Annotated in this window: 29 protein-coding genes; 18 read left to right on the forward strand and 11 right to left on the reverse strand. The window is 64.2% G+C overall.

Annotation, left to right across the window (positions count from 1 at the left end; translation table 11 throughout):
• Positions 1–3 precede the first annotated feature (3 nt).
• The 6 genes from AB4Y64_RS13225 to AB4Y64_RS13250 all read left to right on the forward strand — a co-directional run bounded on the left by AB4Y64_RS13225 (position 4) and on the right by AB4Y64_RS13250 (position 7,938).
• The gene (locus AB4Y64_RS13225) at positions 4–3,321 is read left to right on the forward strand and encodes a UvrD-helicase domain-containing protein (RefSeq protein ID WP_441816915.1); all 3,318 of its coding nucleotides are present in this window, start codon (positions 4–6) and stop codon (positions 3,319–3,321) included.
• 162 nt (positions 3,322–3,483) lie between these two features.
• Positions 3,484–3,966, forward strand: a complete 483-nt coding sequence (locus AB4Y64_RS13230; RefSeq protein WP_441816916.1) for a hypothetical protein — start codon at positions 3,484–3,486, stop codon at positions 3,964–3,966.
• Positions 3,967–3,969: 3 nt separating this feature from the next.
• A complete protein-coding gene (locus AB4Y64_RS13235; RefSeq protein WP_441816917.1) occupies positions 3,970–4,428 on the forward strand; it encodes a DUF7665 family protein in 459 nt (152 codons plus the stop codon).
• Positions 4,415–4,888: a Mov34/MPN/PAD-1 family protein gene (locus AB4Y64_RS13240; RefSeq protein WP_441816918.1), complete on the forward strand. Its 474-nt coding sequence runs from the start codon at positions 4,415–4,417 to the stop codon at positions 4,886–4,888. Before AB4Y64_RS13235 ends, AB4Y64_RS13240 begins: the two co-directional genes overlap by 14 nt.
• Before the next feature lie 10 nt (positions 4,889–4,898).
• Positions 4,899–6,164, forward strand: a complete 1,266-nt coding sequence (locus tag AB4Y64_RS13245) for a ThiF family adenylyltransferase (RefSeq protein WP_441816919.1) — start codon at positions 4,899–4,901, stop codon at positions 6,162–6,164.
• Positions 6,165–7,020: 856 nt separating this feature from the next.
• Positions 7,021–7,938 carry a catalase family peroxidase gene (locus AB4Y64_RS13250; protein ID WP_441816920.1) on the forward strand — a complete coding sequence of 306 codons (918 nt, stop codon included), beginning with the start codon at positions 7,021–7,023 and terminating at the stop codon, positions 7,936–7,938.
• Positions 7,939–7,943: 5 nt separating this feature from the next.
• Here AB4Y64_RS13250 and AB4Y64_RS13255 read toward each other — a convergent pair whose 3' ends face one another.
• Positions 7,944–8,852: a helix-turn-helix domain-containing protein gene (locus AB4Y64_RS13255; protein WP_441816921.1), complete on the reverse strand. Its 909-nt coding sequence runs from the start codon at positions 8,850–8,852 to the stop codon at positions 7,944–7,946.
• Positions 8,853–8,979: 127 nt separating this feature from the next.
• Here AB4Y64_RS13255 and AB4Y64_RS13260 point away from each other — a divergent pair, with 127 nt between their 5' ends.
• Together AB4Y64_RS13260 and AB4Y64_RS13265 are read left to right on the forward strand one after the other, a co-directional pair.
• Positions 8,980–9,243, forward strand: coding sequence for a hexameric tyrosine-coordinated heme protein (locus tag AB4Y64_RS13260; protein WP_441816922.1), 264 nt, complete (start codon positions 8,980–8,982; stop codon positions 9,241–9,243).
• A complete protein-coding gene (locus AB4Y64_RS13265; RefSeq protein ID WP_441816923.1) occupies positions 9,236–9,979 on the forward strand; it encodes an SDR family NAD(P)-dependent oxidoreductase in 744 nt (247 codons plus the stop codon). Before AB4Y64_RS13260 ends, AB4Y64_RS13265 begins: the two co-directional genes overlap by 8 nt.
• A 16-nt stretch (positions 9,980–9,995) precedes the next feature.
• Here the strand turns inward: AB4Y64_RS13265 and AB4Y64_RS13270 are convergent, their stop codons facing one another.
• The 8 genes from AB4Y64_RS13270 to AB4Y64_RS13305 form a co-directional block, all read right to left on the reverse strand.
• Positions 9,996–10,484, reverse strand: coding sequence for a GNAT family N-acetyltransferase (locus AB4Y64_RS13270; protein ID WP_441816924.1), 489 nt, complete (start codon positions 10,482–10,484; stop codon positions 9,996–9,998).
• Positions 10,485–10,549: 65 nt separating this feature from the next.
• Positions 10,550–11,146 carry a hypothetical protein gene (locus AB4Y64_RS13275; RefSeq protein WP_441816925.1) on the reverse strand — a complete coding sequence of 199 codons (597 nt, stop codon included), beginning with the start codon at positions 11,144–11,146 and terminating at the stop codon, positions 10,550–10,552.
• A gap of 12 nt (positions 11,147–11,158) precedes the next feature.
• Positions 11,159–11,326: a hypothetical protein gene (locus tag AB4Y64_RS13280; protein ID WP_441816926.1), complete on the reverse strand. Its 168-nt coding sequence runs from the start codon at positions 11,324–11,326 to the stop codon at positions 11,159–11,161.
• A gap of 2 nt (positions 11,327–11,328) precedes the next feature.
• Positions 11,329–11,811, reverse strand: a complete 483-nt coding sequence (locus tag AB4Y64_RS13285) for a hypothetical protein (protein WP_441816927.1) — start codon at positions 11,809–11,811, stop codon at positions 11,329–11,331.
• A gap of 150 nt (positions 11,812–11,961) precedes the next feature.
• Entirely contained in the window at positions 11,962–12,681 is a 720-nt protein-coding gene (locus tag AB4Y64_RS13290; protein WP_441816928.1) for an HAD family hydrolase, read from the reverse strand.
• A 111-nt stretch (positions 12,682–12,792) separates the two neighbouring features.
• On the reverse strand, positions 12,793–13,155 hold the full coding sequence (locus AB4Y64_RS13295; protein ID WP_441816929.1) for an EF-hand domain-containing protein: 363 nt from the start codon (positions 13,153–13,155) through the stop codon (positions 12,793–12,795).
• A gap of 391 nt (positions 13,156–13,546) precedes the next feature.
• Positions 13,547–13,735 carry a CPXCG motif-containing cysteine-rich protein gene (locus tag AB4Y64_RS13300; RefSeq protein ID WP_441816930.1) on the reverse strand — a complete coding sequence of 63 codons (189 nt, stop codon included), beginning with the start codon at positions 13,733–13,735 and terminating at the stop codon, positions 13,547–13,549.
• 67 nt (positions 13,736–13,802) lie between these two features.
• Positions 13,803–14,318 carry a hypothetical protein gene (locus AB4Y64_RS13305; protein WP_441816931.1) on the reverse strand — a complete coding sequence of 172 codons (516 nt, stop codon included), beginning with the start codon at positions 14,316–14,318 and terminating at the stop codon, positions 13,803–13,805.
• A 180-nt stretch (positions 14,319–14,498) separates the two neighbouring features.
• On the opposite strand from AB4Y64_RS13305, the gene AB4Y64_RS13310 reads away from it, so the two are divergent.
• On the forward strand, positions 14,499–14,996 hold the full coding sequence (locus AB4Y64_RS13310; RefSeq protein WP_441816932.1) for a hypothetical protein: 498 nt from the start codon (positions 14,499–14,501) through the stop codon (positions 14,994–14,996).
• A gap of 19 nt (positions 14,997–15,015) precedes the next feature.
• Here the strand turns inward: AB4Y64_RS13310 and AB4Y64_RS13315 are convergent, their stop codons facing one another.
• Both AB4Y64_RS13315 and AB4Y64_RS13320 read right to left on the reverse strand, forming a co-directional pair.
• Entirely contained in the window at positions 15,016–15,810 is a 795-nt protein-coding gene (locus AB4Y64_RS13315) for a lytic transglycosylase domain-containing protein (RefSeq protein ID WP_441816933.1), read from the reverse strand.
• Positions 15,811–15,867: 57 nt separating this feature from the next.
• On the reverse strand, positions 15,868–17,292 hold the full coding sequence (locus AB4Y64_RS13320; protein WP_441816934.1) for an aminotransferase-like domain-containing protein: 1,425 nt from the start codon (positions 17,290–17,292) through the stop codon (positions 15,868–15,870).
• Positions 17,293–17,420: 128 nt separating this feature from the next.
• Here AB4Y64_RS13320 and AB4Y64_RS13325 point away from each other — a divergent pair, with 128 nt between their 5' ends.
• The 9 genes from AB4Y64_RS13325 to AB4Y64_RS13365 all read left to right on the forward strand — a co-directional run bounded on the left by AB4Y64_RS13325 (position 17,421) and on the right by AB4Y64_RS13365 (position 23,730).
• A complete protein-coding gene (locus tag AB4Y64_RS13325) occupies positions 17,421–17,771 on the forward strand; it encodes a hypothetical protein (protein WP_441816935.1) in 351 nt (116 codons plus the stop codon).
• Positions 17,768–17,974 (forward strand): twin transmembrane helix small protein, encoded by a 207-nt coding sequence (locus AB4Y64_RS13330; protein WP_441816936.1) that lies wholly within the window; start codon positions 17,768–17,770, stop codon positions 17,972–17,974. The genes AB4Y64_RS13325 and AB4Y64_RS13330 overlap by 4 nt, the downstream gene beginning before the upstream one ends.
• A 203-nt stretch (positions 17,975–18,177) precedes the next feature.
• Positions 18,178–19,617, forward strand: coding sequence for a cytochrome-c oxidase, cbb3-type subunit I (gene ccoN / locus AB4Y64_RS13335; protein ID WP_441816937.1), 1,440 nt, complete (start codon positions 18,178–18,180; stop codon positions 19,615–19,617).
• An 18-nt stretch (positions 19,618–19,635) separates the two neighbouring features.
• Positions 19,636–20,250, forward strand: coding sequence for a cytochrome-c oxidase, cbb3-type subunit II (gene ccoO, locus AB4Y64_RS13340; protein WP_441816938.1), 615 nt, complete (start codon positions 19,636–19,638; stop codon positions 20,248–20,250).
• A 1-nt stretch (position 20,251) separates the two neighbouring features.
• Entirely contained in the window at positions 20,252–20,407 is a 156-nt protein-coding gene (locus AB4Y64_RS13345) for a cbb3-type cytochrome oxidase subunit 3 (RefSeq protein ID WP_441816939.1), read from the forward strand.
• Positions 20,404–21,336, forward strand: a complete 933-nt coding sequence (gene ccoP / locus AB4Y64_RS13350; protein WP_441816940.1) for a cytochrome-c oxidase, cbb3-type subunit III — start codon at positions 20,404–20,406, stop codon at positions 21,334–21,336. Before AB4Y64_RS13345 ends, ccoP begins: the two co-directional genes overlap by 4 nt.
• Before the next feature lie 10 nt (positions 21,337–21,346).
• Positions 21,347–21,643 (forward strand): hypothetical protein, encoded by a 297-nt coding sequence (locus AB4Y64_RS13355; RefSeq protein WP_441816941.1) that lies wholly within the window; start codon positions 21,347–21,349, stop codon positions 21,641–21,643.
• A 15-nt stretch (positions 21,644–21,658) separates the two neighbouring features.
• A complete protein-coding gene (locus AB4Y64_RS13360) occupies positions 21,659–23,221 on the forward strand; it encodes a 4Fe-4S dicluster domain-containing protein (protein ID WP_441816942.1) in 1,563 nt (520 codons plus the stop codon).
• On the forward strand, positions 23,221–23,730 hold the full coding sequence (locus AB4Y64_RS13365; RefSeq protein ID WP_441816943.1) for a FixH family protein: 510 nt from the start codon (positions 23,221–23,223) through the stop codon (positions 23,728–23,730). Before AB4Y64_RS13360 ends, AB4Y64_RS13365 begins: the two co-directional genes overlap by 1 nt.
• The last annotated feature ends 59 nt before the right edge of the window (positions 23,731–23,789 follow it).

A 23,789-nucleotide genomic window follows, 5' to 3' on the forward strand; every position in this document is an offset into this window, starting at 1 on the left:
CTCTTGAGTCCTTTTGAGCGCTCTCGTCGCGAGGCTATACAAGTCAGGACCCAACTTCTCGCTGAAGTCGCCCTGGCGCCGGTGGCCTCCGCAGTCTTGCTTGGGCAGATTGAGGACAAACTAAACGTAGGAATTGCCTGCGTTCCTCCCGGATCCATTGAACTGGGAATGGGCGACGCTTGTTTGCACCGTGAAGAGCGATACATCTATGTGCGAGACGACGTCGACCAAGAGACCTATGCCGAACTAGTAGCCCACGAGCTGGGGCACTGGTTCCTGGACGCCACCAAGCCAGCTGTTACGGTCGCCCACCTTGCAGAGCTAGGCTGCGTTGAGGGCTCGCCAGCACTTGCCAAGGTCGAGGCCTACGGCGCGCGTGAACGACAGGAGCTCCAAGCCAACGTATTCGCACGAGAGCTGCTGCTCCCGCGGGATGTGGCGCGTCAGCTGTCTGCCGCCGGCAGGGGGCCCATGGAAGTCGCTCACTCGCTTCATATCCCAATCAAGATAGTCCGACAACAAACGCTCGACGCGGTTCTACTACCTCAGGCACCGCTGCTCATTCCCAAACCACCGATCACCCCGAGTGCCGACCAAGCGCAAGCCGCGCGAGCCGAAGAGCGATTTGTCAACGTTGTAGCGGGACCAGGAACGGGAAAAACCTCGACCTTGATCGAGCGCATCAAGTACTTGGTGAGTGAAAAAGGCGTCAATCCGAGTCACATCCTGGCTTTGACCTTCACCAACAAGGCAGCCTTCGAGTTGGTTGAACGCTTGCGGGTGGCTGGCATCCCCGACGCATCGAACGTCTGGTCGGGAACTTTCCATGCGTTTGGCCTGGAATTCTTACGCAAGTATCACGATAGGTTCGGATTGGATAGCAATGTTCAAGTCGGAGACTTGCTCAACTCCGTGATGCTTTTGAACAGGGCATTGCCCCAACTCACCCTCAAACACTATAAGCGGGTCGAAGATCCCTACCACTGGCTGGGCGATGTGGTGTCCTCTATCAAGCGTCTCAAGGAGGAGTTGGTAACACCTCAAGAGTATCGCGCTCGATTGGCAATGCTCACGAGCGTTGAGCCAAATCTGATTCGTCAGCGCGAGGATGTTGCGACGCTTTATGAAGCACATGAAGCAGCCATGCAGCAGGTGAAGCTGGTCGACTTCGTTGACCTCATTGCAAAGCCCGCCATCGCCATGACCCATGATCGGGCGAAGTTCTCCGAACTGGCCGACAAGTTCCAACATATCTTGGTCGATGAATACCAAGACGTCACTAAGGCCATGGTGCAGATGGTTCGTGTCTTGGCTGGCAAACATAACGCCGTATGGGTAGTCGGCGACGTGCGCCAGGCTGTCCATCATTGGCGCGGCGCCTCTGTGGAGAGCCTGACCCGATTCGAAGACACCTTTAAGACCCAGGCAGAGCACAAATCCATTCGCAAATACCCTTTGGCGATCAACCGCCGAAGCTCCCAAGAGATTTTGGAGGTGGTAATCCGCTGTGGCGAGACTCACATGCTACAGCCGACTATACGACTAGACCGAACGACTTCTGCCATGGGGAAAACGGGCCAGAAGCCACAGATGGTACTAACACCAAAGGAAAGCGTTCCAGAAGCCATTGCAGCAAAAGTCCTTGATCTGAGGAAAGCTGGCGTGCGCTTTAGCGATCAGGTAGTCCTGAGCCGATGGACCTCGCACATCGATCATATCGCCGACGAGTTTGCATATCGCAAAATACCTACGCTTTACATCGGGGAGTTGACGCAGCGCTCTGAGATCAAACAGCTGTTGTGTCTAATGCAGCTTCTCACCGAGCGCGGCCCCCGCGCCGTAGTCGGTCTTAGCGCTGTGCCTACTTTAGCGTTCTCACGTAGTGACCTAGAGCAAATTGCCGCAGCCTGCGCCGCAGATCGTTCGCTCCAACGCGGCCGATGGATCTCAGCAAATCTCCCAGGCCTGTCGCCCCAGGGCCAGGCCGCCAAAGGGGCGCTGCATAGTTTGTTAGGTTCACATTCCCGCTACTCGACCCCTTGGAATTTTGTCTGCGACTTGCTGCTGGAGCGCAGATTTTGCCTACCCAGTGCCGCCGATCAATCCATTCCTGCTCACGCTCAGCGCATCGCGCTGTGGCAGTTCGCCAATTCGTTGCTTTCTGGGGATGGCGACCTCAAAGCCTCAAACCTCACGCGATACCTCCTGCGAACCCTTGTCAGACAACGCATAAACGACACCTACGGCGATCGAGAGCTGCCTGCCGAAGCGGCGACGCTGGATGCAGTGCGCTTGCAAACGGTCCACGGGTGCAAAGGCTTGGAGTTTGAAGCGGTGCATGTGGCCAATGTGGACGATCAGTATGGCCAGGCCAAACCCAAGTGGAGCCCTCCGGAGGAAGTCAAGGCACTAGTACCCCCTGAAGTGCTCCAGAGCAACAATCTGAACTACGCGCGAGAGCAGGCGATAGAACGGCAGAACCTTCTCTATGTCGCGGTTTCACGCGCCAAGCGCACCCTTTGCATGTATAGCTATTCGGACTGGCTGGGTTCCTTGCCGCCGCAGTGCGCAATCCCTGAAGCGCCGTTGCAACTCGTTGAGTATCAGCCACAGCTCCGCCCCGGGACCGTGCAACCTGCATCTTCAAACTCCAAGACCGCGTCGCTATCGTTCGAAGAGTTCAAGACCTATGCCCGATGCCCATTGCAACACTGGTATCGGTATGTGTTGAAGCTTCCGCGGGAAGAAGACACTGAAGCAGCCACCCGCGCTAGGTTGGCGGTTATGGAGAGCCTGGAGGACTGCGCGCAGAACCCTGGCCTCAATCCAGCTATTCGTCTGCAACAGGCCTGGGCCTCGTCTCGCCTGCCAGAACCGCATCTGGACCCCGGCCTATGGCAAGACGCCAACCTCGCTTTCCAACGGGGCCTAAAGCTATTGGCTGAGTTTGGCGGAACGTTTGTGGAGGCGACGGGTGGCATCGCGGGAGTTTCCGTCGCGCTGCCTTGGATGATGGCCAAGAAGCAAGGACCGATTACCTCGCATAGGTGGATTCGCTTTTTTGATGGAGGCCTCGACGAGGCTCAGAGGCTACTGAATGCGCTCAGCACCGGCTCGGCTCAAGTCTCCTTTGTCGAGATTGTTCACATCATGTCCGACTCGGTGGGGACCTCGAAACCCACCCTCCCCAAGAACCTGCCGCTGACGAATGCCGCAAAAGCTATCGCGCGCTTCATGGCGGGGCATGAGGCACCCAGCAAGGGCTACCACTGCAAGCATTGCGCCTTTCTCACCTTGTGCCCCTCCCGGCCGCAGCCCTGATCGCACTGGCAGGTTGATGGATTTGGGACACCGCTGACGCTCTGGGGGTTTCGGCGAGTCGACACATACGGGGCAAAACGCCCCGTTTTCTTTTTTTCTCCCAGCCCTCGGTTAGTTAGACATGAGGACGTGATGATCACGACCTTCTAACTCGAGGTGCTTATGAACGCTCACGTATTCGTCCAGTCTGAAGTTCTAAAGGATATCGCGGTGCTGGGGGTCGATGACCAGGCGACCTTGGCCCAGCTTCGCAAGGCCTGCGAAAGTCTCCTGCCTGCTGGCGTTGATCCCAGCCAGTTCCGGATGTATCTGGAAGATGACGATGAAGGCGACTTCGATCCGCAGCAGCTGATCGCTGAAGGACTGCGCGTCCATCTGCATCGCCTCAAGGCCATTGACGTCCATGTTCGCTATGCAGGCCGCGACGTCCGTCGGACCTTTCGCCCGAGCGCCACCATTCGCCGGATCAAGCGCTGGTCCGTTCGTGAGTTCGGTATCACCACTTCCGATGCCAAGGAGCTGATGTTGCAGGTCAGCGGCACCGAGATCCGTCCTGACGAAGATGTCCACGTCGGCTCCTTGGTGGCCGCGCCGCGTTCTGCGATCACCTTCGATTTGGTCCCCTCCCCTCGCATCAACGGCTAACGTATGAACACTACCCCGGGTGATGCACTGCTGGATTTCCACCTCCACTCCGGTCGCTTTCTGACCGGGGTGGCTGGTGGGAGATGGAAGCTTCTGGATCAATTGTGGCCATTCGTTCAGATCGCCGTTACCGCCGGAGACGGCCGGCAGTTCGTATTGCGTTTTGACTGCACTGGCTATCCCGACCAGGCCCCGACTGCGCGCCTTTGGGACGCGACCCATCAGCATCCGCTGCCTGTCCCCCAGTGGCCGCGCGGCGGCAGGGTCAGCCAGATGTTCAACCCGGGCTGGAAGGACGGCGCTGTCTATATTCCTTGCGATCGCCAAGCGATCGAGGGCCACAACAACTGGTTCGCCGACTACCCGTGGCTGATCTGGAACCCAGACATCGGCTTGGTCCAATACATCCAGGCCGTGCATGAAACCCTCAACAGCGCAGAGCTACAACATGAAACTGCTTGAGATGTCGGCCATCCACTGGCGATCGCTCATCCTCGAGCTGAGACTGCGGGGGAAAGGGCGACGAGAGTCCGGAGCGTTCCTTTTGGGCACAGCGAACGGCTCAAACGGACCCAGAAGGGTCAGTGCGTGGCTCAACTACGAACAGCTCGATCCCCATTGCGCTGAGCACGACTACATCCGCATCCGGACAGAGGCCTTTCCCTTGCTCTGGGACTACTGCCAAGCACGCGAACTCGAGGTGCTTGCCGATGTCCACACTCACCCTTGGGGGCCTCGCCAGAGCGCGTCAGACAAGCATCACCCCATGGTTTCTGTCTGTGGCCACGTGGCCTTGATCGTGCCCAACTTTGCTCAAGGTGATATCCACCCGGGCGACGTGAGCGTGAACATCTACCAAGGCGGTGGGAATTGGATCAGCCACTACGGCGCTGAAGCTGCTGCCGCCATCCACTTAACCTAGGGCCTGCCAAATGGACGCTGATTCCCTCCATCGCCTCACCAAAGTGCTGCTCGATAGTGGCGAGGCTTCCAGCCTGTCCGAAGCACAGGCAACCTTTTCGGCCTATGGCGTGCGCGTCATAATCGGCCAGAACGCTTTGGAGGATGCTACGCATCGCGTCATCGCCATGACGGCGCTGAACATCGCAGCCAGGACCTTCGAAGGCAATGTCTTGGTGGAAGGCGATCTGGACGCGATCGTAGATGTCGAGCTCGAGCAAACCTTGGGTGAGTTCCTCGACTGGCTTGGCATTACCAAGACCGAAGCTTCAGCGAGCTGGCCCACCATCGTCATCGGGACGGCGCCGACGGGCGTGGCGGGTGTTATGCCGTGGGCCAGTGGCTGGCGTTTTGGGCTAGGCCGGGCGCCTGTAGCCAGGAAGCTGTTCGCGCCCGCCGCAGTGGCTGCAGGTGCCTTAGCTGTGAATGAGGCCTTTTCTCTCCTTCGCAATGACAATCCCTATGCAGGGCGCCGCCAGCTTGAGCTATCGCTGTGGGAACCCCAGCACCCACATGCGGACGGCCCCGAGGACGCAGGCCCCATCCCCAACCTTTGGATAGTGGGCCTTGGGCACTTGGGTCAGGCTTACGCGTGGACCTTGGGCCTCATGGAGCACCAGTCGAGTTGCGAGCTCTATATCCAAGACGTGGACCAAATCACGGCCTCCTCCGTGTCGACCTCCGTGCTCACTTCGGCCGGCAACATCCAACACAAGAAGACACGCGTCGTGGCGCAATGGCTTGAGGCCCGCGGCTACAAGACATCAATCGTCGAGCGTCGGTTTGATGAGAACCAGCGAGTTGGAATGAACGAGCCTCGCATCGCGCTTTTTGGTGTAGATAACTCCGCGACCAGGCGCCACATTGAAAGCGGTGGGTTCAGATTTGCAATTGACGCCGGATTGGGAGCCGGCTACCAGGACTTTAAGGGCATAAGAGTGCGCACGTTTCCAGGGCCCTCCCAAGCTGCAGACCTTTGGGCCGCAACAACGCCCCCTGAGAACAAGCCCTTGGCGCCTGCGTACGAAGACTTGCTCGCACACGGCGCCGATGCTTGTGGAGTGGCGCGCTTGGCATCACGTGCCGTCGGCGCCCCCTTCGTTGGCTGTGTCGCAGCAGCTTACGTAATCGCGGAGCTCGTGCGGAGCACCACAGGCGGCCCGCGCCACGGATACGTTGACCTCAATCTTCGCGAGCCGGACAAAGTGGAATGCGACACATCAGGCGCTGGACTCTGAGCTATCCCCGCTCACTCAATCTCACAGGTGATTCAATGCCCCGCTACAGGACAATTTCATGCCACAGCTGTGGCTTCATGCTGCTAAAGCGCGATTTCTTTTGCGAGAGGTGTAGCAGCCCTACCCGCCGGGCCAAAGCGGCCCTGATCGCCAGGGCGGCGCAATTGGCAGTACTGCTCGTGGCGTGCACGTGGATGTACATAAAGATCAAAGGCCTCGCCCCTCATTAGGTTGATGGCTTGCCAATGACGACCTGGCGGCATCTCAGGTGGTAATGGAGGTCCCATCGAGCTCCAGAAGGCCACCTGACTCGATACCCTTGCGAATAGAGCCGGCACCGAGGAGGGCATGGGAAAAGCCGTGACCGAGAAGGGGATAGGCGAGCCACGCCAAATTGCACACCACACGCACACACACAACGCCGATAGTCGTTAAAAACGCTTAGAAAATAGCTTTTTCTGTCCAGTCCATCATCGGGGCGACGGAGAGGCGCAGCTGCGGCGGGGGGATGGCGGGGGTAAGGCTCATTGCCGGGCATTGTACGGCGCGGTGGCTGAGCGCCCGCTCGAAGCGCTCCGATCTGGCGGCTTTGTTCAAACCGGCGAAGGAACATGCAATCCGGCGCACTTCGTCGAACCTAGCATCGCTCCTGGTCCAAACAACGGGTGCGCCCATGAACAAGCGACTCTCCCCCGAGCATCGTTCCCGGGCAAGGCTCATGTGCCTGGTGCCCCTCGCTGGCCTTGCTCTGGCCGCCTGCTCAAGCAGTGCCAGGGTGCCTGCGCCAGCAACTGCCACCAAAGCACCCACGGCAGCTCCCGCCGCGAGCCAATCTCCCCAACCCACGCCAGGAGCGATGGTCGACGCGCTGCACACCGCGTTCGGCGATCACCACGTCCGCGCCGTGCACGCAAAGGGTGTCATGGTGACCGGCACCTTCACCCCCTCCCGGGAAGCCTCGTCACTGAGCAAAGGGTCGCTGTTCCGTGAGCACTCTGTCCCGGTGCTGGTGCGCTTCTCCGACTTCACCGGAATCCCGGACATTCCCGACACGGACGGCCACGCAAACCCGCGCGGAATGGCGATCAAGTTCAAGCTCGCTGACGGCAGCAGCATGGATGTCGTATCGCACAGCTTCAACGGCTTCCCGACGGCGACGGCCGCCGAGTTCAGGGAGTTGCTGATCGCCATTGGCAGCAGCGGCCCGGACGCTGCGAAACCGACGGCACTCGACACGTTCTTGCAGAGCCATCCTGTCGCCAAGACCTTCCTTACCACGCAGAAGCCGCTTGCGCAGAGCTACCTGAGCTTGAGCTACTTCGGCGTCAATGCGTTCCAGTTCACCAACGCCAGTGGTGCCAAAGCGTACGTCCGCTACCGCCTGATCCCAGTCGCAGGCGAGGCATTCCTGTCCAGGCAGGCCATCGCCGCGGCCGGCCCTGACTACCTGTCGAAGGAATTGCCCGGGCACCTGGGCAAGGGCGCTGTCCAGTATCGCTGGCAAGCGCAGATCGCCGCGCCCGGCGACGTCATCGACAACCCGTCCGTGGCTTGGCCTGAAGATCGCAAGCTGGTCGAGCTGGGCACGATCCGCATCGAGGCGATGGCGCCGGATGAAGCCAGGCTGGACCGAAGCACCGTGTTCCTTCCTTTGAACGTGCCCGACGGCATCGTGGCAGCCGATCCGATGCTCACCATCCGACACGGCGCGTATCCCATCTCATTCGCTCACCGCCAGTCCGCCCAGGAGCCGGTGGCCGCGGCGTCGAAGTGATTGGCTCAGGGGGCAATGCCGGCCCGCCACGCGCCTGGACTCACCCCCACCTGCCGGGAGAACACACGAGTGAAGTGGGCCTGGTCTGCAAATCCACATAGCAGTGCGACGTCGGCAAGGGATACCGCGGCGTCCGACATCATTTCGATGGCGCACTCCACCCGGCGCTGCAACAGCCACTGGTGTGGGGTCACACCTGTGGTCCGCTTGAACAACGTGGCAAAGGTGCCAGCAGACAGCCCGCAGGCCTGGGCAAGTTCGGCGAGCGAAATGCCTTCTCTGACATGGGCGCGCATGAGCTCCTTGGCGCGCCGTTCCCGCCACGGTGCCAGCGCGCCCCGAGCGGGTTGCGCCTGCCTTCCAACGTCGCCATAGGCGTGAACCAGATGCGTACGCAACGCCAGCAACACGTAATCGACGTACAGCGCGTTGGTCGCCTGTTCCGCCCGGACCGCGGGCAGCATGCTCGTCATCAGGTGGAGGATGACCGGATCTTCAAACCAGACGCCATCTACGTGTCGCAGTTCGCCCGAGACGGCGATGTCCTGGTGGTCGCCGAGCTCGGTCAAAGCCGCGCGCGGCAGATACAGGAACAGAGGATGGAACGGGTCTTCAATGTAGGCGATCGGATTGCACCGCATGTCGTAGATATGCGTCGTTCCCTGCCCGATGGGCATGACCTTCACCGAGCGCCCGTTCGTCCACAGCTCATGGCGCAGCAATCCCCGCAGTTGGAGCCCGATGAGGTACGCATCCTCGATGGGTTGCGGAGCGGTGAAGCCAAAGCCTGGCATGTTGCCGACAAGCTCCGTAACCGCCAGTTGCGCGCCGCCCTGCGTCCGGGAAAGCAGGGTAGGCGGCGCTTGCATGCGGAACGCATGCGCCAGTCGCTGGCCATAGGCACCTTGACTCATCGTTGCCTCACCCCCGGCGGCGGACAGGTCGATCGTCTGACGGGCCGATGTTAACCGGTATTGGCCACTGCACCCCCTGCTCTCGCCGGGTAGCGGACGAGCGCCTCTCAGGACAGGAGAATCCGGCATGAGCCTGGAACTGGTACCGGGAAATTCCCTCATCACCGCCACGCCCGAGGACGGCCGCAAGCTCGCCGTGAAGATGGCCAGATTGACCGTGAAGGCAACCCAGCCCGATGAACAGGTCCGCGCGCGGCTGCGGGCGGTCTACGAGTCCGATGCCTCGGCGTTGATCCAGATCAGTCAGGTGGTGGCTACGGAGTTCGCCACGATCGCGGCCGCCAACAGCTACTGGCGCGGTGAGCCGGCCAAGGTGGTCCACGATGACTGACCTGAGCGGAAAAACTGCCTTGGTGACCGGGGCCTCGCGTGGCATCGGCCGCGCCAGTGCGCTCGCATTGGCCGCGTCCGGGGCACGTGTCCTGCTCCACTACGGCCGCGGCCAGGGAGAGGCGGAGGCCGTGGCTTCGGTGATCCGCAGCAACGGCGGGCATGCCGAAACGATTGGCGAGGATCTGCTCGCGGCTGACGGTGCTACCCGGCTCGCCAACCAGGTACGCAGTGTCGTGGGCGATCGCCTGGACATCCTTGTCGCCAATGCCGGCATGGCCAAGGCCGCCATCATCGAGGACACGACGATCGAAGACTTCGACGCGCTGTTCGCACTGAATGTCCGCGCGCCGTTCTTCCTTGTGCAGCACCTGCTTTCCACGATGGGGATGGGTAGCAGCGTGGTCTTCCTTTCATCGCTGGCAGCGCATACGTCCGTCGGGTTCCCGGCCTATGCGGCAAGCAAAGGTGCAGTGGAAACACTCGTTAAGCACTTTGCCGCCGCGCTTGGCCAACGCGGCATACGCGTCAATGCGATTGCGCCGGGCATCGTCGATACGGACATGTCCAACTTCACCAAGACCGAGTCCGGACGGACCTACGCCCTTGGCATCCAGGCATTGAAACGCCTGGCGATGCCTGACGACATTGCCAGCGTCGTCCGCTTTCTCGCCTCAGAAGATGCGCGCTGGATCACCGGCGTCACGATCCGCGTCGATGGCGGGTCGAAGCTCTGAAACGGCGACGCGCTGCCTAGCCCGCGCCAGGCTCCCACACCATGTAAACGTCAGCGCGCGCGTAGTGCGATCCCGGTCGCGGCGCCGGGTAATGGCGGAAGCCGACGCTCTCGTATAACGCAAGCGCCGGACCGAGTTGCTTGCTCGACTCCAGGAACAGTTCCTTGCCACCACAGGCCTGGAATGCGTCGATCGCGCCCTGCATCAGCAGGCGGCCGACCCCGGCGCCACGCAGGTCCACCGCAACGACCATCTTGGTCAGTTCGTAAACGCCATCGGATTCGCGCTTGAGCGCGACCGTGCCGACTGCGCGATCCTCTGCGTCGATTGCAAACAACACATGCCCGCCACCGGCGAGGATGTGGGTCTCCGGGTCGCCAAGCACTTCACGGTCGATCGGTTCGACAGTGAACCAGCGTTCGAGCCATTCCAGGTTGAGCGTGGCGAAGTCTTCGCGCCAGCGCGGTGCGTAAGCGACGATGCGGATGGGGGATGAGGTGGTCATGCCGCAATGATAGTGCGGCAGCGACAGTGCGTGTTCACCACTGCCTGCCGGCCATTGCGCAGGCCTCAGTCCTTTCCGTTGCCCTTGCTCTTGCCCGAGCTGTTGCCGTTGGCAGACGCCTGGGCCGGCTTGCCCTTGCCGGACTTGCCCTGCACACCCTTGCCGCGGCCCGGGAAGTCGCGCTCGAGGTCGGAGTCGATCGTGATCGTGCGACCCCAGCGGTCGTAACTGGGCACGAAGCCCTTCTTCAGGCGATGAAACTCCGCCGAGCCCGACTTGATGCCCAGGCCCTGGGCAACGTTGCCCCAGCCCTGGCCGTGGTCGCGTTCCCAGATGTCGACGACGTAGCGGCACGGGCGTCCGATGATCGAGGCGATCGAGCAGGCCAGGTAGACGTCACCCGGCGCCCATCGGCGATCGCCAAGTAGATCGGTCACCAGCTCGCGCGGCGCGCCGTAGTAGCGGACCATCTCGTCGACGAACGGGTCGCGATAGCGGCTGCCATAGCGGTTCATGTCGCCAGCCCAGGTGTCCACCCAGCCGTCGCCGCTGCGCGGGTTCCAGCCGAAGGTGTAGTCCTGCGCCGAAGCCGCGCCGGCGCCTGACAGGCCAACCACGGCAACGAACAGCCCGGCGAATTTCGACTTCCAGGGGGAAGGCATGGCGTTGTGCTCTCAACTGCGGATGGCGGGAATGCTGGGGGCGCGGGGGTGAATCCGTTCTGAAACCGCGCCGGGAACCCGAAAGCCGTTGGCCGGGCATTTATACGAGGTTTTCGCCGGGGCGACCAGAAACGACAACGGCACCGATGCGGTGCCGTTGTCGAACTGCGGTGCGGCCATGATCAGTCGTCGTCGTGGTCGCGGTGGCGGCGGTCGTCGCGATAGCCGTCGTCGTCGTAACGGACGTAGCGGTTGCCGTCGTAGCGGTTGTCGTAACGGCCACGGTCGCGATCGGAGTAGTAGACGCGGTCGCGATGGTGGTCGTAGCGGCCGTCGTAGTAACGCACCGTGCACTTTCCGTGCTTGTTGCAGTTGCCGTTGTTGTAGTAGCCGTACGCGTTGCCGTAAGGCGGGCCGGCGCGATATACGCGGCGGTAGTACCTGGGACGCCCGTAGTCCTGGACCACGATCAGGCGGTCGCGGTAACCGTTGTCGTAGCGGTAATAGGGGTAGCCGCTGTGGTAGATCACGTCGGCCACATCCACGACCACGCGCACCCAGTCGTCGCCCTCGCCGGCACGCGCAGGCGTCGGCGCCATCGCAACCGTACCCAGGCCGGCGGCAAGTACCACAGTAGCCATCCAGCGGGACAGGACGGTAGCCATCTTGATTCTCCTTGTTTGCCCACCCCCCGGCGGGCACGACATCAAGATGGGGCGACTCGGGTGAACAGCTTTTTAATGAAACCGCCCCTGCCCGGGACCGCTTAACTGGCGTTGGGGTTGGCCGGTCCGTCGGTGGTCGGCTGGCTGCGGTCAGCCGGCTGCGGCGGCCAGTTGCCGGACCATCGCCGGCAGTTGCGCGGCATGGTCGACGCGGCGCAGGCGCGGGGCATCGTCGGCGACGTCGGCTTCGTTCTCGTGCACCCAGTTGGTGTGATACGGCACATGGATGCCCCAGCCGCCGAGTTCCAGCACCGGTGCGATGTCGGAGCGAAGCGAGTTGCCGACCATGACGAAACGTTCGGCCGGCAGGTCGAACTCCTCGAGCAGGCGCGCGTAGGTGGCGGAGTCCTTCTCGCTGACGATCTCGATGCGGCGGAACAGGTCGGCGAATCCGCACTGGCGCACCTTGGCTTCCTGGTGGAACAGGTCGCCCTTGGTGATCAACACGACGTCGAACTCCGACGCGATCGCTTCCACAGCTTCGCGGATGCCCGGCAGCAGTTCAACCGGGTGGCGCAGCAGGTCCTTGCCGAGCGTGACAATGCGGTGCAGGTCCTGGGCGCTGATGCGCGAGCCGGTGATGTCGACGGCCGCTTCGATCATCGACAGCACCATGCCCTTCACGCCGTAGCCGAACAGGGCGATGTTGCCTTTCTCGACTTCGTACAGGCGTTCGTGCACGCGTGCGTCGTGCAGGTCGACGTAGGTGCCGACGATGCGTTCGAAGTCGTCCTGTGCCTGGTCGAAGTAGTCCTGGCTGCGCCAGAGGGTGTCGTCGGCATCGAAGCCGATCAATTGGATCGTACTCATGTGCGCATTATGAGGCCGAATGGTGCCTTCGCCGGGGCATCGCCTGGCGCAAAAGAACAAGGGCGGCCGAGGCCGCCCCTGTCGTGGGGGAGGTGAAAACGCGGAGCGGGTTTAGCCGCCGCTGTGGCTCTTGCCCGGGGTGGTCTGGACCTTGGCGACGTAGGCCTTGTATTCGTCGGTGGTGAGCGCGCCATCGGCATTGGCGTCAGCCTTGTCGAACACCTGGCCCAGGGCCGGGACGGTGGCGGCTTCGGTCTTGCTCAGCGCGCCGTCCTTGTTGGAGTCGACGTCGGACCAGCTCTTCTTCTGCGGCGCAGCCGTCGAAGCGGCAGCGGCGGGTTCGGCCGGGGCCGCGGCGGCATCCTGGGCCTGGGTCGCTTCCGGGGTGGCCGACTGGGCGAACGCCAGCGGTGCGGACAGCGCGGCCATCAGGGCGACGGCGGCGAGCAGCGGCTTGCGGGAATGGATGGTCATGCGTGTCTCCTGGGGTGGGCGGCATTGATGCCAGTTCAATTGCGCGGAAGGGCAACGTTGCCCCTGACGTGCCGCACGACCCCACCTTGCCGGCGCGCGCATGAACGCTTCTGCGGCGGCGATCGTTAAACCAGCGTTTTCTTAACCACGCGCCGGGCCAATGCCGCTAGCGCGGACCCGTTTTGGTGACCGCGTTTGCCGATGAATGTGACGCAGGCCGAAGTTCAAGCCTGCCCGGACGCGGCTGGATTGATGAACACAACACAACCTTCACCAGTGAGGGCTTCAACCGGCCGATTCGATCAAGCGCGACGGCATGCGGCGCTACATGCGATTGCATGCGCGCGATTGCATGCGCGCGATTGCATGCGCGCGAAGCAGCGATGCCGTCTCAGGCTTCGTCCTCGCCACGGACGTCCGCGCAAGGCACGCCCTCTTCGTCGAACTCGACGACGACGGTGATCGGCCGGCAACAGACCTGGCAGTCCTCGATGTAGTTCTGAGAACCGGCAGAGTCATCGATCACCAGGGTGATGGTTTCACCGCAGTAGGGGCATTGCACGTCGACGGTGGGAAGCATGGCTTCCTCCTCGGTGGCCGGGGCCGCGGCGCTGTCACCGCGGATGGCGTGGGACGCTGCCTGGGTTTCAGGGCTTCGGCAGCGTCTGGTCAGGGGCCGGTTCGAGCACGATGTCCACCGGCTCGCCCGGGTTGTTGCTGCGGATGTGGAACTGCGTGGCATCGATGGCAAGGATGTCGGTCGGGTAGCTGATGCCTTCCTCCACCATCACCAGCGCGCCCTTGTCGAACGACCAGCGGCCATGCATCGGCGTGGCATTGGGTGAATCCACCACCAGCGTGCCATCGGCCAGGAACGTGTAGGTCGAACCGGGCTGGCCCGCGCTCGTCTGCTTGACCTTCCAGACTTTGTCGACGAACGCCGACGGCAGTGCCGCGGTGGTGCTGGCTGCTGGCGTGCCCGTCGCCGGCGTGGGTTCGGCCGGAAGCGGTGCATCGGTGGAGCGTGCCGGCTCGGCGGACGTATCGGCGGTGACCTGCGGCGTTGCCGGCTCGGGCTGCGCGGGAGGCGTGGGAGCCTGCGCCTTGCAGGCGGCCAGGAGGAGCGTGATCGCGATCAGCAACGGGCGGGATGCGGCAGTCATTGGCACACCTGTGCAGGGTCTGGATGCGTGGCACCTTAGCACCGTCATTGTGGCAGCCGGCTCATCACGCGCCTCTAACCCGGGCACGGCAAAGCTTGCGCCATCGGCTGCGAGTAGTGGGCCCCGCCCAGCCATGCACGCCCGGCAGGCAGGCTCCCATCGCAGTGCGGGAGACAGACAATGAAGATGCGGCACGTATTCAGCACGCCCGATCTGGACACCGCGCAAACGGTGATGAACACCGCACGCAGCTCGGGCATCGACGATCACGACATCCTCCTGGTCGCGCGCTCGGACATCGAGCTGGAAGGCATTCCCAACGAACGCAAGGAAGCCGACACCGACCTGATGCCGGCCGCGATGCGTGGCGCCGGCTACGGCGGTGCCGCAGGGTTGCTTGCCGGACTTGCGGCGGTGGTCCTGACCCCGATCGGCCTGACCCTGGCCGGCGCAGCAGCGGCAACCGTGGCCGGTGCAGCCGTGGGCTGCTGGGCATCGGCGCTGGTGGGCTCGTCGATCCCGGATCCGATCCGGCGAAAATTCGACGCCGAGATCCAGGCCGGGCGCATCCTGGTGGTGCTCGATGGCAAGAAGGAATTCCTCGACGCGCTCGAGCCGACCCTGATCGCATCCGGGGCAACGCCGCTGCCCTGGGAATCGACCAAGGCCATGGCCTGAGCCGTCCTGGGCGGTGCCGTCAAGGCAACGCAGCCGACGCGTTCGGCACCGCCAGCGGCTTCATTCCCAGCGCGTTGCGATAACGCGCGTGCAGCACCTGCACCTTGGCCACGTAGGCCTGGGTTTCGGCATACGGCGGCACGCCGCCATAGCGGGCAACGGCGCCTATGCCGGCGTTGTAGGCCGCGGCGACGAGGGTGAGGTCGTCGTGGTAACGGCGCATCAGCGCGCGCAGGTGACGCGCACCGGCATCGATCGACTGCCCCGATGAGAACGGATCGACCACGCCGTATTCGCGGCTGGTCGCAGGCATCAACTGCATCACGCCCTGCGCGCCCTTGGGCGATACGGCATTCGCGTCGAAGCCGCTTTCGGCATGCGCGATCGCGCGCAACCAGGCCTCATCGACACCGGTCGCGCGTGCGGCGGCGCGGAACTGTTTCGGGTAGCGGTCGATCTGCGCCGGGCCCACCTGGCCCAGGCCGGTATGCGCCGGCTCGCCCGGCGGCGCCGGCACGGTGAAGGCCAGCACCTTGATCGAGCCCGGTAGCTTGCGCGTGCCGTAGACGGTCTTGCCGTCCTGCTCGCGCTGGTAGAGCGTGCCGCTGACCGCGCCGCCACTGCCCCACAGATTGGGCACGGCAACCGCGTTGTCGTCGATCTCGCGCGCCTTGCAGCGCGAGCCCGGCTCCGGCGCGGTCGACAGACTGACCGTGCCGTCGCGCACGCAACGGTAGACCTTGCGCGCCTGCGCAGGCGCGGCCACGGACAGCGCGAGCACTGCGACGACCACAGTGGCGTGGAACCGGCTCATGCCGCGGATTCTAGGCACTGCACCTATAGGGGAGATGAAGCCGCGCCGCAGCGCAGGCTACGCGGGCCCGGTCTGAATGGCCGCCATGGCGCCCAGCCGCTGCAACGCCGCGTCGGCGCGCGCATCGAGCGGGTGGCCGAAGTTGAGTCGCAGGCAATGGCCGAAGCCGCGACTGGCGGAAAAGATCGGCCCCGGCGCGATGCTGATGCCGCTGCGCACCGCCTGCCGCTGCAATCCGAGCGCATCGCTGCCGGCGGGCAATTCGATCCATGCGAAATATCCGCCGAGCGGTCGCGTCACGCGGGTGCCGGCCGGAAAGTGACGCGCGACCGCAGCGATGTACTGCTCCTGTTGCGTTGCCAGTGTCGAACGCAGGCGGCGCAGATGGCGGTCGTAGCCACCGCGCTGCAGATAGCGTGCGATCGCCAGCTGCGCCGGGACGTTGGTGTTGAGGGTGGTGGTGAGCTTGTTGCGCGCGATCGCCTGGCGGAACTTGCCGGCGGCGACCCAGCCGATGCGATAGCCCGGCGCGAGGCATTTGGAGAACGACGAGCAGTGCATCACCAGGCCGTCGCGGTCGAACGCCTTGGCCGGCAGCAGGCGTTTCGGGCCGAAGTGCAGCTCGGCGTAGACGTCGTCCTCGATCAGCGGGATCGCATGCAGGGCGAGCAGCGACACCAGCTCACGCTTGACCGTTTCGGGCACGGTCGCGCCGAGCGGGTTGTGGAAGGTCGGCATCAACCAGCACGCACGCGGTGAATGGCGACGGATCGCGGCCGCCAGTGCGGGCAGGTCGATGCCGTCGCGCGGATGCGTTGGCACTTCGATGGCATGCAGGCCATTGCGCTCCAGCGTCTGCAGCACGGCATAGAAGCACGGCGACTCGACCAGCACCGCATCGCCCGGCTTGGTCACCGCGGCGATCGACAGGGTCAGCGCCTCCATCGCGCCGTTGGTGATGACGATCTCGTCGGCAGCGACCTCGATGCCATCGATGAGGTAGCGCTGGCTGATCTGTCGACGCAGTTCGGCCAGGCCCGGTGTGAGGTCGTCGACCGTGCTCCACGGATCGAGTTCGACCGCGGTGGCGGCAACGGCGCGGCCGAGCCTGGGCAGCGGGAACAGCAGCGGGCTCGGGAAGGCGGAACCGAAGGGCACCACCTCCCGGTCCATCGCCGATTGCAGCACCTCGAACACCAGCTCGCTGACATCCACGCTGCGCGAGTCGCCGTCCGGGCGCGAGGCGATCTCCGGTTCCGGCGGCAGCAAACGAGGGTGCGGGGCGACGTAGTAGCCCGAACGCGCCCGCGACTCCACCAGCCCCCTCGCCTCGAGCAGGTAATAGGCCTGGAACACGGTTGCCGGGCTGAGCTTGCGCGCCGCGCAGGTCTGGCGCACCGACGGCAGACGCTCGCCAGGGCGGAAGACGCCGGCCTGGATGGAGTGGGCGAGGTCGTCGGCAAGGGCCTGGTAGCGCTTCATTGGTCCAGTCCAACTGACGGCCCGTCTGACACCCCATCTGATCTGGTTTTTTTCGCCATTTCTGATTCTATGCCTACTGATACCCTCGGCCTAGACTGCGCGCACTCCCCACCACGAGCCCGACCGCCATGTCCGCGGACGTGCAACTGCACCTTGCCCTGATCCTCTTCGCCCCCTGGTTCGCCATCCTTTCGGTCCTGTACTGGCTCTATCCGCGCCAGCCGCGCGGGCCGGCACGGCTGCTGGCCGACTCGGCGGCGCTGGCGCTGGCCACCGCGGCCGCCATGGCCGGCATGTACTGGGGCATGTGGCATGCCGATCCCGGCTTCGGGCCGATGTGGAAGCAGGTCCTGGCGACTTCGCTGGCCTACGGCCTCTACCTCGGGGTGATGACCCTCGCCCTGCTCCTGCGCCGGGCCTGGTTCCAGCGCCTGCGCCCCCGCCAGCCCCATGACTCCCAAGGTCCGGCCCTCCCATGAAAACCCTTTTCGTCGTCGCCTTCCTCGGCCTGATCGCCTACAACCTCGGCGCGGCCCTCTATTACATGCTGGTCGATCGAGGCCAGAGCAAACGCGCGGTCAATGCACTTACCTGGCGGATCGGTCTGTCCATCGCGCTCATCGGCATGGTTGCAGCGGGCATCGCGACTGGCCTGATCCAGCCGCACGGGGTTGGCGCGTGACAGGCACCCGCGGCCGTCACCAGATCACCTTCACGAAATGAAACGACCTTCACGCGCCGAGCACTAGGCTCGGAACGCTGTGCGCGGGGGGAAAACCAGTCCGCCCTGCAGTGCCCACCAGCAAATTGATCCAGGTCAAACGCGCTTGGACTGCGCGTTCCTAGAATGCCGCCGACCCGGCGCACGGAAAGGGGCTCGCCCAAATGCAAGCGGTTGCAGAAACCTATAACGACAAGGTCGTCCGCCAGTTCGCGGCGATGACGGTGGTCTGGGGCATCGTCGGCATGGCGGCTGGCGTGCTCATCGCCGCGCAGCTGTACTGGCCCGCGCTCAACTTCGACGTGCCCTGGCTCAGCTACGGACGCCTGCGGCCGCTGCACACCAACGCGGTGATCTTCGCCTTCGGTGGCTCGGCGCTGTTCGCCACCAGCTACCACATCGTGCAGCGCACCTGCCACGTCAGGCTGTTCTCCGACAAGCTCGCTGCGTTCACCTTCTGGGGCTGGAACGCGGTGATCGTCGCCGCCGCGATCACCCTGCCGATGGGCATGACCCAGGGCAAGGAATACGCCGAGCTCGAGTGGCCGATCGACCTGCTGATCACCGCGGTCTGGGTGGCGTACGGCGTGGTGTTCTTCGGCACGATCGTGAAGCGGCGGGTGCGGCACATCTACGTAGCCAACTGGTTCTTCGGCGCGTACATCATCACCATTGCGCTGCTCCACATCGTCAACAACATGTCGATCCCGGTCGGGTTCACCAAGTCGTACTCGATGTACAGCGGCGCGGTCGATGCGATGGCGCAATGGTGGTATGGGCACAACGCGGTCGGCTTCTTCCTGACCGCCGGCTTCCTCGGCATGATGTACTACTTCGTGCCCAAGCAGGCCGGGCGCCCGGTGTATTCGTACCGGCTGTCGATCGTGCACTTCTGGGCGCTGATCGCCATCTACATGTGGGCCGGCCCGCACCATCTGCAATACACCGCGCTGCCGGACTGGGCGCAGTCGCTGGGCATGGTGTTCTCGCTGGTGCTGCTGGCGCCGAGCTGGGGCGGCGCGATCAACGGCATCATGACCCTGTCCGGGGCATGGGACAAACTGCGGACCGACCCGATCCTCAAGTTCCTGATCGTCGCGATTTCGTTCTACATGATCGCCACGTTCGAGGGGCCGATGATGTCGATCAAGACGGTCAACTCGCTCTCGCACTACACCGACTGGACCGTCGGCCACGTCCATGCCGGCGCGCTGGGCTGGGTGGCGATGATCTCGATCGGCTCGATCTACTCGCTGCTGCCGCGCCTGCTCGGGCAGAAGGAGATGTTCTCGGTCAAGGCCGTGGACCTGCACTTCTGGCTGCACACCATCGGCGTGCTGCTGTACATCGCCTCGATGTGGATAGCGGGCGTGATGCAGGGCCTGATGTGGCGCGCGACCAACCCTGACGGCACGCTGACCTACAGCTTCGTCGAGGCACTCAATGCCACCTACCCCTACTACCTCGGCCGGCTTGCCGGTGGACTGGTGGTGCTGGCCGGCATGTTCGTGATGGCGTGGAACGTGAGTCGCACCTGGCAACGGGCGCCTGAAATCGTTCCGACCCCGGTGATGCCGCCGGACACCGTCCGCGCCCACGCCTGACAAGGACGCAGAGCAGCCATGAGCCACTCCCACGAGAAAGTCGAAACCAACGTAGGCCTGATGGCGGTGCTGATCGCCGTGGCCGTGTCGTTCGGCGGCCTGGCCGAGATCGTGCCGCTGATGTTCCAGGCCGAGGCGATCAAGCCGCTTCCCGGGGTCAAGCCGTACCCGGCATTGCAACTGGCCGGTCGCGACGTCTACGTCCGCGAAGGCTGCTACAACTGCCACTCGCAGATGGTGCGCACGCTGCGCTTCGAGACCGAGCGCTACGGCCATTACTCACTTGCCGGCGAATCGGTCTACGACCATCCGTTCCAATGGGGCAGCAAGCGCACCGGCCCGGACCTGGCCCGCGTCGGCGGCCGTTACTCCGATGACTGGCACCGCGTGCACCTGCTCAATCCGCGCGACGTGGTGCCCGAGTCGAACATGCCCGGCTTCCCGTGGCTGGCCGAGAACAAGGTCGACGGCGAGGAGGTCGAGCGCCGCATGCGCGCGCTCAAGCGCATCGGCGACCCGTATACCGAGAAGGACCTGAGCGGCGCGCGCGCCGCGGTCAGCGGCAAGACCGAACTCGACGCAGTGGTCGCCTACCTGCAGGGCCTTGGCAAGCACGCACCGAGGGGAGGCTGACATGGTGTCGGGAATCATCACGGCGTTGCTGCTGGTGTTGTTCGTCGGCGGCTGGATCTGGGTCTGGAGCCCGCGGCGAAAGTCGGAGTTCGATGCGGCCGCGCAACTTCCACTCGATGAGTGGGGCGTTGACGCCAAGAAGGAGAAAAGGTCATGACCGCCGGCTGGTCGTGGTACGTGATCGCCATCGTCACGCTCAACATCCTGGGCTGCGTGTGGCTGCTGTGGTGGACCGGCAAGCGCAAGCCCGGCGATCCGGGACCGACCGAAACCAGCCACTACTGGGACGGCGACATCACCGAATACAACAAGCCGATGCCGCGCTGGTGGATCAACCTGTTCTACATCACCATCGTCTTCGCCATCGGTTACCTCATCTACTACCCGGGCCTGGGCGCGTTCGCTGGCGTGAGCAAGTGGACTTCGGCCGGCGAGCAGGCGGAAGCGAAGGCGCGCGACGACCGCAAGCTCGAGCAGACCTTCGCACCGTATGCGGGCAAGTCGATCGACATCATCGCCCGCGACCCCAAGGCGGTGGCGCTGGGCCGTTCGATCTTCAACAACACCTGCGCGACCTGCCACGGCTCGTCGGCGCGTGGCGCGATCGGCTATCCCAACCTCAGCGACGACATCTGGCACTGGGGCGGTTCGCCCGACCGCATCCTGCAGACTGTGCTGGACGGCCGCGAAGGCGTGATGCCGGAATGGGGCAAGGTCCTGACCGGCATGGGTGGCGACAACGCCGTCGACTACGTCATCGCCTACGTGCGCACGTTGTCGGACCCGGACAGCATGCAGAACAACTACATGGCAGCGCAGGGCAAGGGCCTCTACAACGGCGTCTGCGTGGCCTGCCACGGCGTCGACGGCAAGGGCAACCAGGAGCTGGGCGCGCCGGACCTTACCGACGACTACTGGCTCTACGGCAACACTACGCAGAGCATGCGCCAGACCATCACCAGCGGCCGCCACGGCAGCATGCCGGCGCACCGGCAGATCCTTGGCGAGACCCGCGCGCGTCTGGTCGGCGCCTACGTCTGGTCGCTGTCGCACTCCGGCAAACCGGCCACCACCGCGACCCGATGACCGAGCGCAGATGACCGACTACACCGCCCCGCGTTTCGACCATCCGCCGCGTCCATTGACGCAGCGACTCGGGGCGATCCTGTGGCCGAGCTTTTTCTCGGCCGCAGTGATGACGATGGTGTTCTTCGCCTTCGTCGACCCGCTGGCGCTGCGCGACATGACCTTCCCCGACCTGCCACTGACGCGCACGCTCGGCTATTCCATCGCCTTCTTCATGTTCTGGCTGGCCACTGCCGCCTCGAGCCTGTTCACCTGGATCCTGCTTCGCCCTGCCAGTCGCTACAACCGGCCCTTGCCGCCGGAGTGAGCCGAGTAACCCGCAATGACCAAGAAGATCCCGCTCGACCTGCTCGATGACGGTGGCAGCGCGCTGTATGTGAGCGAGCGCAAGATCTACCCGCGCGATGTCGATGGCGGCTTCCAGACCTGGCGCAAGGTCGCGGTGGTGGTGCTGCTGGGAATGTTCTACGGGTTCCCGTGGTTGCGCTGGGATGGCCGCCAGGCGGTGTTGTTCGACCTGCCGGCGCGCAAGTTCTACGTGTTCGGCCTGAACTTCTGGCCGCAGGATTTCGTCTTCCTGGCGGCGCTGCTGGTGATCGCCGGCTTTGCCCTGTTCTTCTTCACCGCCCTCGCCGGCCGCCTGTGGTGCGGCTACGCCTGCCCGCAGACAGTGTGGACCGAGGTGTTCCTGTGGATGGAGCAATGGACCGAGGGCGACCGCAATGCGCGGATGAAGCTCGACGCCGGCCCGTGGAACCGCAACAAGTTCGTGCGCAAGGGCAGCAAGCACCTGCTGTGGCTGGTGTTCGCGCTGTGGACCGGCTTCACCTTCGTCGGCTTCTTTACCCCGATCACCGACCTGGCAGCACGCGCGCCGCTGTTGGGCAGCGCACCGGGCTGGGGCAACTGGGAGCTGTTCTGGGTGCTGTTCTACGCATTGGCCACCTGGGGCAACGCCGGTTTCCTGCGCGAGCAGGTCTGCAAGTACATGTGCCCGTACGCGCGCTTCCAGAGCGCGATGTTCGATCGCCACACACTGATCATCGCCTACGACCCGATGCGCGGCGAACCGCGCGGCCCACGCAAGCGCGGCATGGCCAGCGTGCTCGAGCGCGCGCGCGGCCTGCTCGACCCGGTGGCCGCCTACGACTACGTATTCCGCTCGGCGCACCATTCCAGCCACGCCGTCGCGACCGCCGGCACCACGGCGGTCACCGATGCCGGCCTTCAGGCGGCACCGCTGCCGAGATTCGCGCCGGAAGAGCTGGGTGACTGCATCGACTGCACCATCTGCGTGCAGGTCTGTCCGACCGGCATCGACATCCGCAACGGCCTGCAGTACGAATGCATCGCCTGCGGCGCCTGCATCGACGCCTGCGACCAGGTGATGGACAAGATGGGTTACCCGAAGGGCCTCATCCGCTACTCCACGCAGAACGCCATCGATGGCAAGCCCACGCGCGTGCTGCGACCGCGCGTGTTCGCCTATGGCCTGCTGCTGCTCGCGCTGTGCGTGGGCTGGGCCTGGGGCGTCGGCCATCGCAGCCCGCTGATCGCCGAAGTCCTGCGCGACCGCAACGCGCTCTACCGCGAGGCCGGCGACCGCATCGAGAACGGTTACACCCTCAAGCTGGTCAACAAGGACGTCAAGGCGCAGCGGTTCCGCGTGAGCGTGCAGGCCCCGGCCGGCATCACCCTGGTCGGCAGCGCGACAACCGGCGGCGCGCAGGTCGTCGACGCGCCCGCCGAGCAGGTGCTGAACCTTCCGTTGACGCTGTCCTCGCCCGGGGACGTGCGCGGCAAGCACGAGGTCACCTTCAAGGTGCAGCGCATCGATGGCGCCGCGCAGGCGGATGTCCCTTCCACTTTCTTCGGACCGATGTGATGGAACGTTCCAGCCCGCTGCGGATGCCGATCATGTGGCTGGTGCTCGGCCTGCCGATCGTCTCGGTCGTCGCCGGCGTGGGGCTGCTGGTGGCAGCGGTGCGCAGCGGCAGCGACGATGCGGTGATCGACACTGTGCAGCGTACGGCGCAGATCCAGCTCACCGAACTGGGCCCGGACGCGCGAGCGCGCGAGTTGAAGCTGTCGGCCGTGCTGCGCGTCGACAAGGGCATGGTCGAACTGCTGCCAGTGGCCGGTGGCTTCGGCGACGGCAGTGTCGCCCGCGACGAACCGCTGACGCTGATCCTGTCGCACCCCAGTGAGGCGGCGCAGGACCGCACCATCAACCTGACCCCGAGCGAGATGGGCTGGCGCGCCAACGTCGAGCCGGCGGCCGGGCACGACTGGCTGCTGCTGCTCGCGCCGCGCGACCGGAGCTGGCGTCTTCGCGGCCGCCTGCAGGCCGGGCAGCGTGCGGCGCACCTGGCTCCGGCGCTGGCGGACGATTGATCGCCGCGGCACCAGGCGATCCCGGCCATCGGGTATTTGCCGACTGCGCGATTGGGGGA

It is taken from the genome of Lysobacter sp. TAF61, assembly GCF_052113485.1.
Taxonomy (GTDB): domain Bacteria; phylum Pseudomonadota; class Gammaproteobacteria; order Xanthomonadales; family Xanthomonadaceae; genus Lysobacter_J.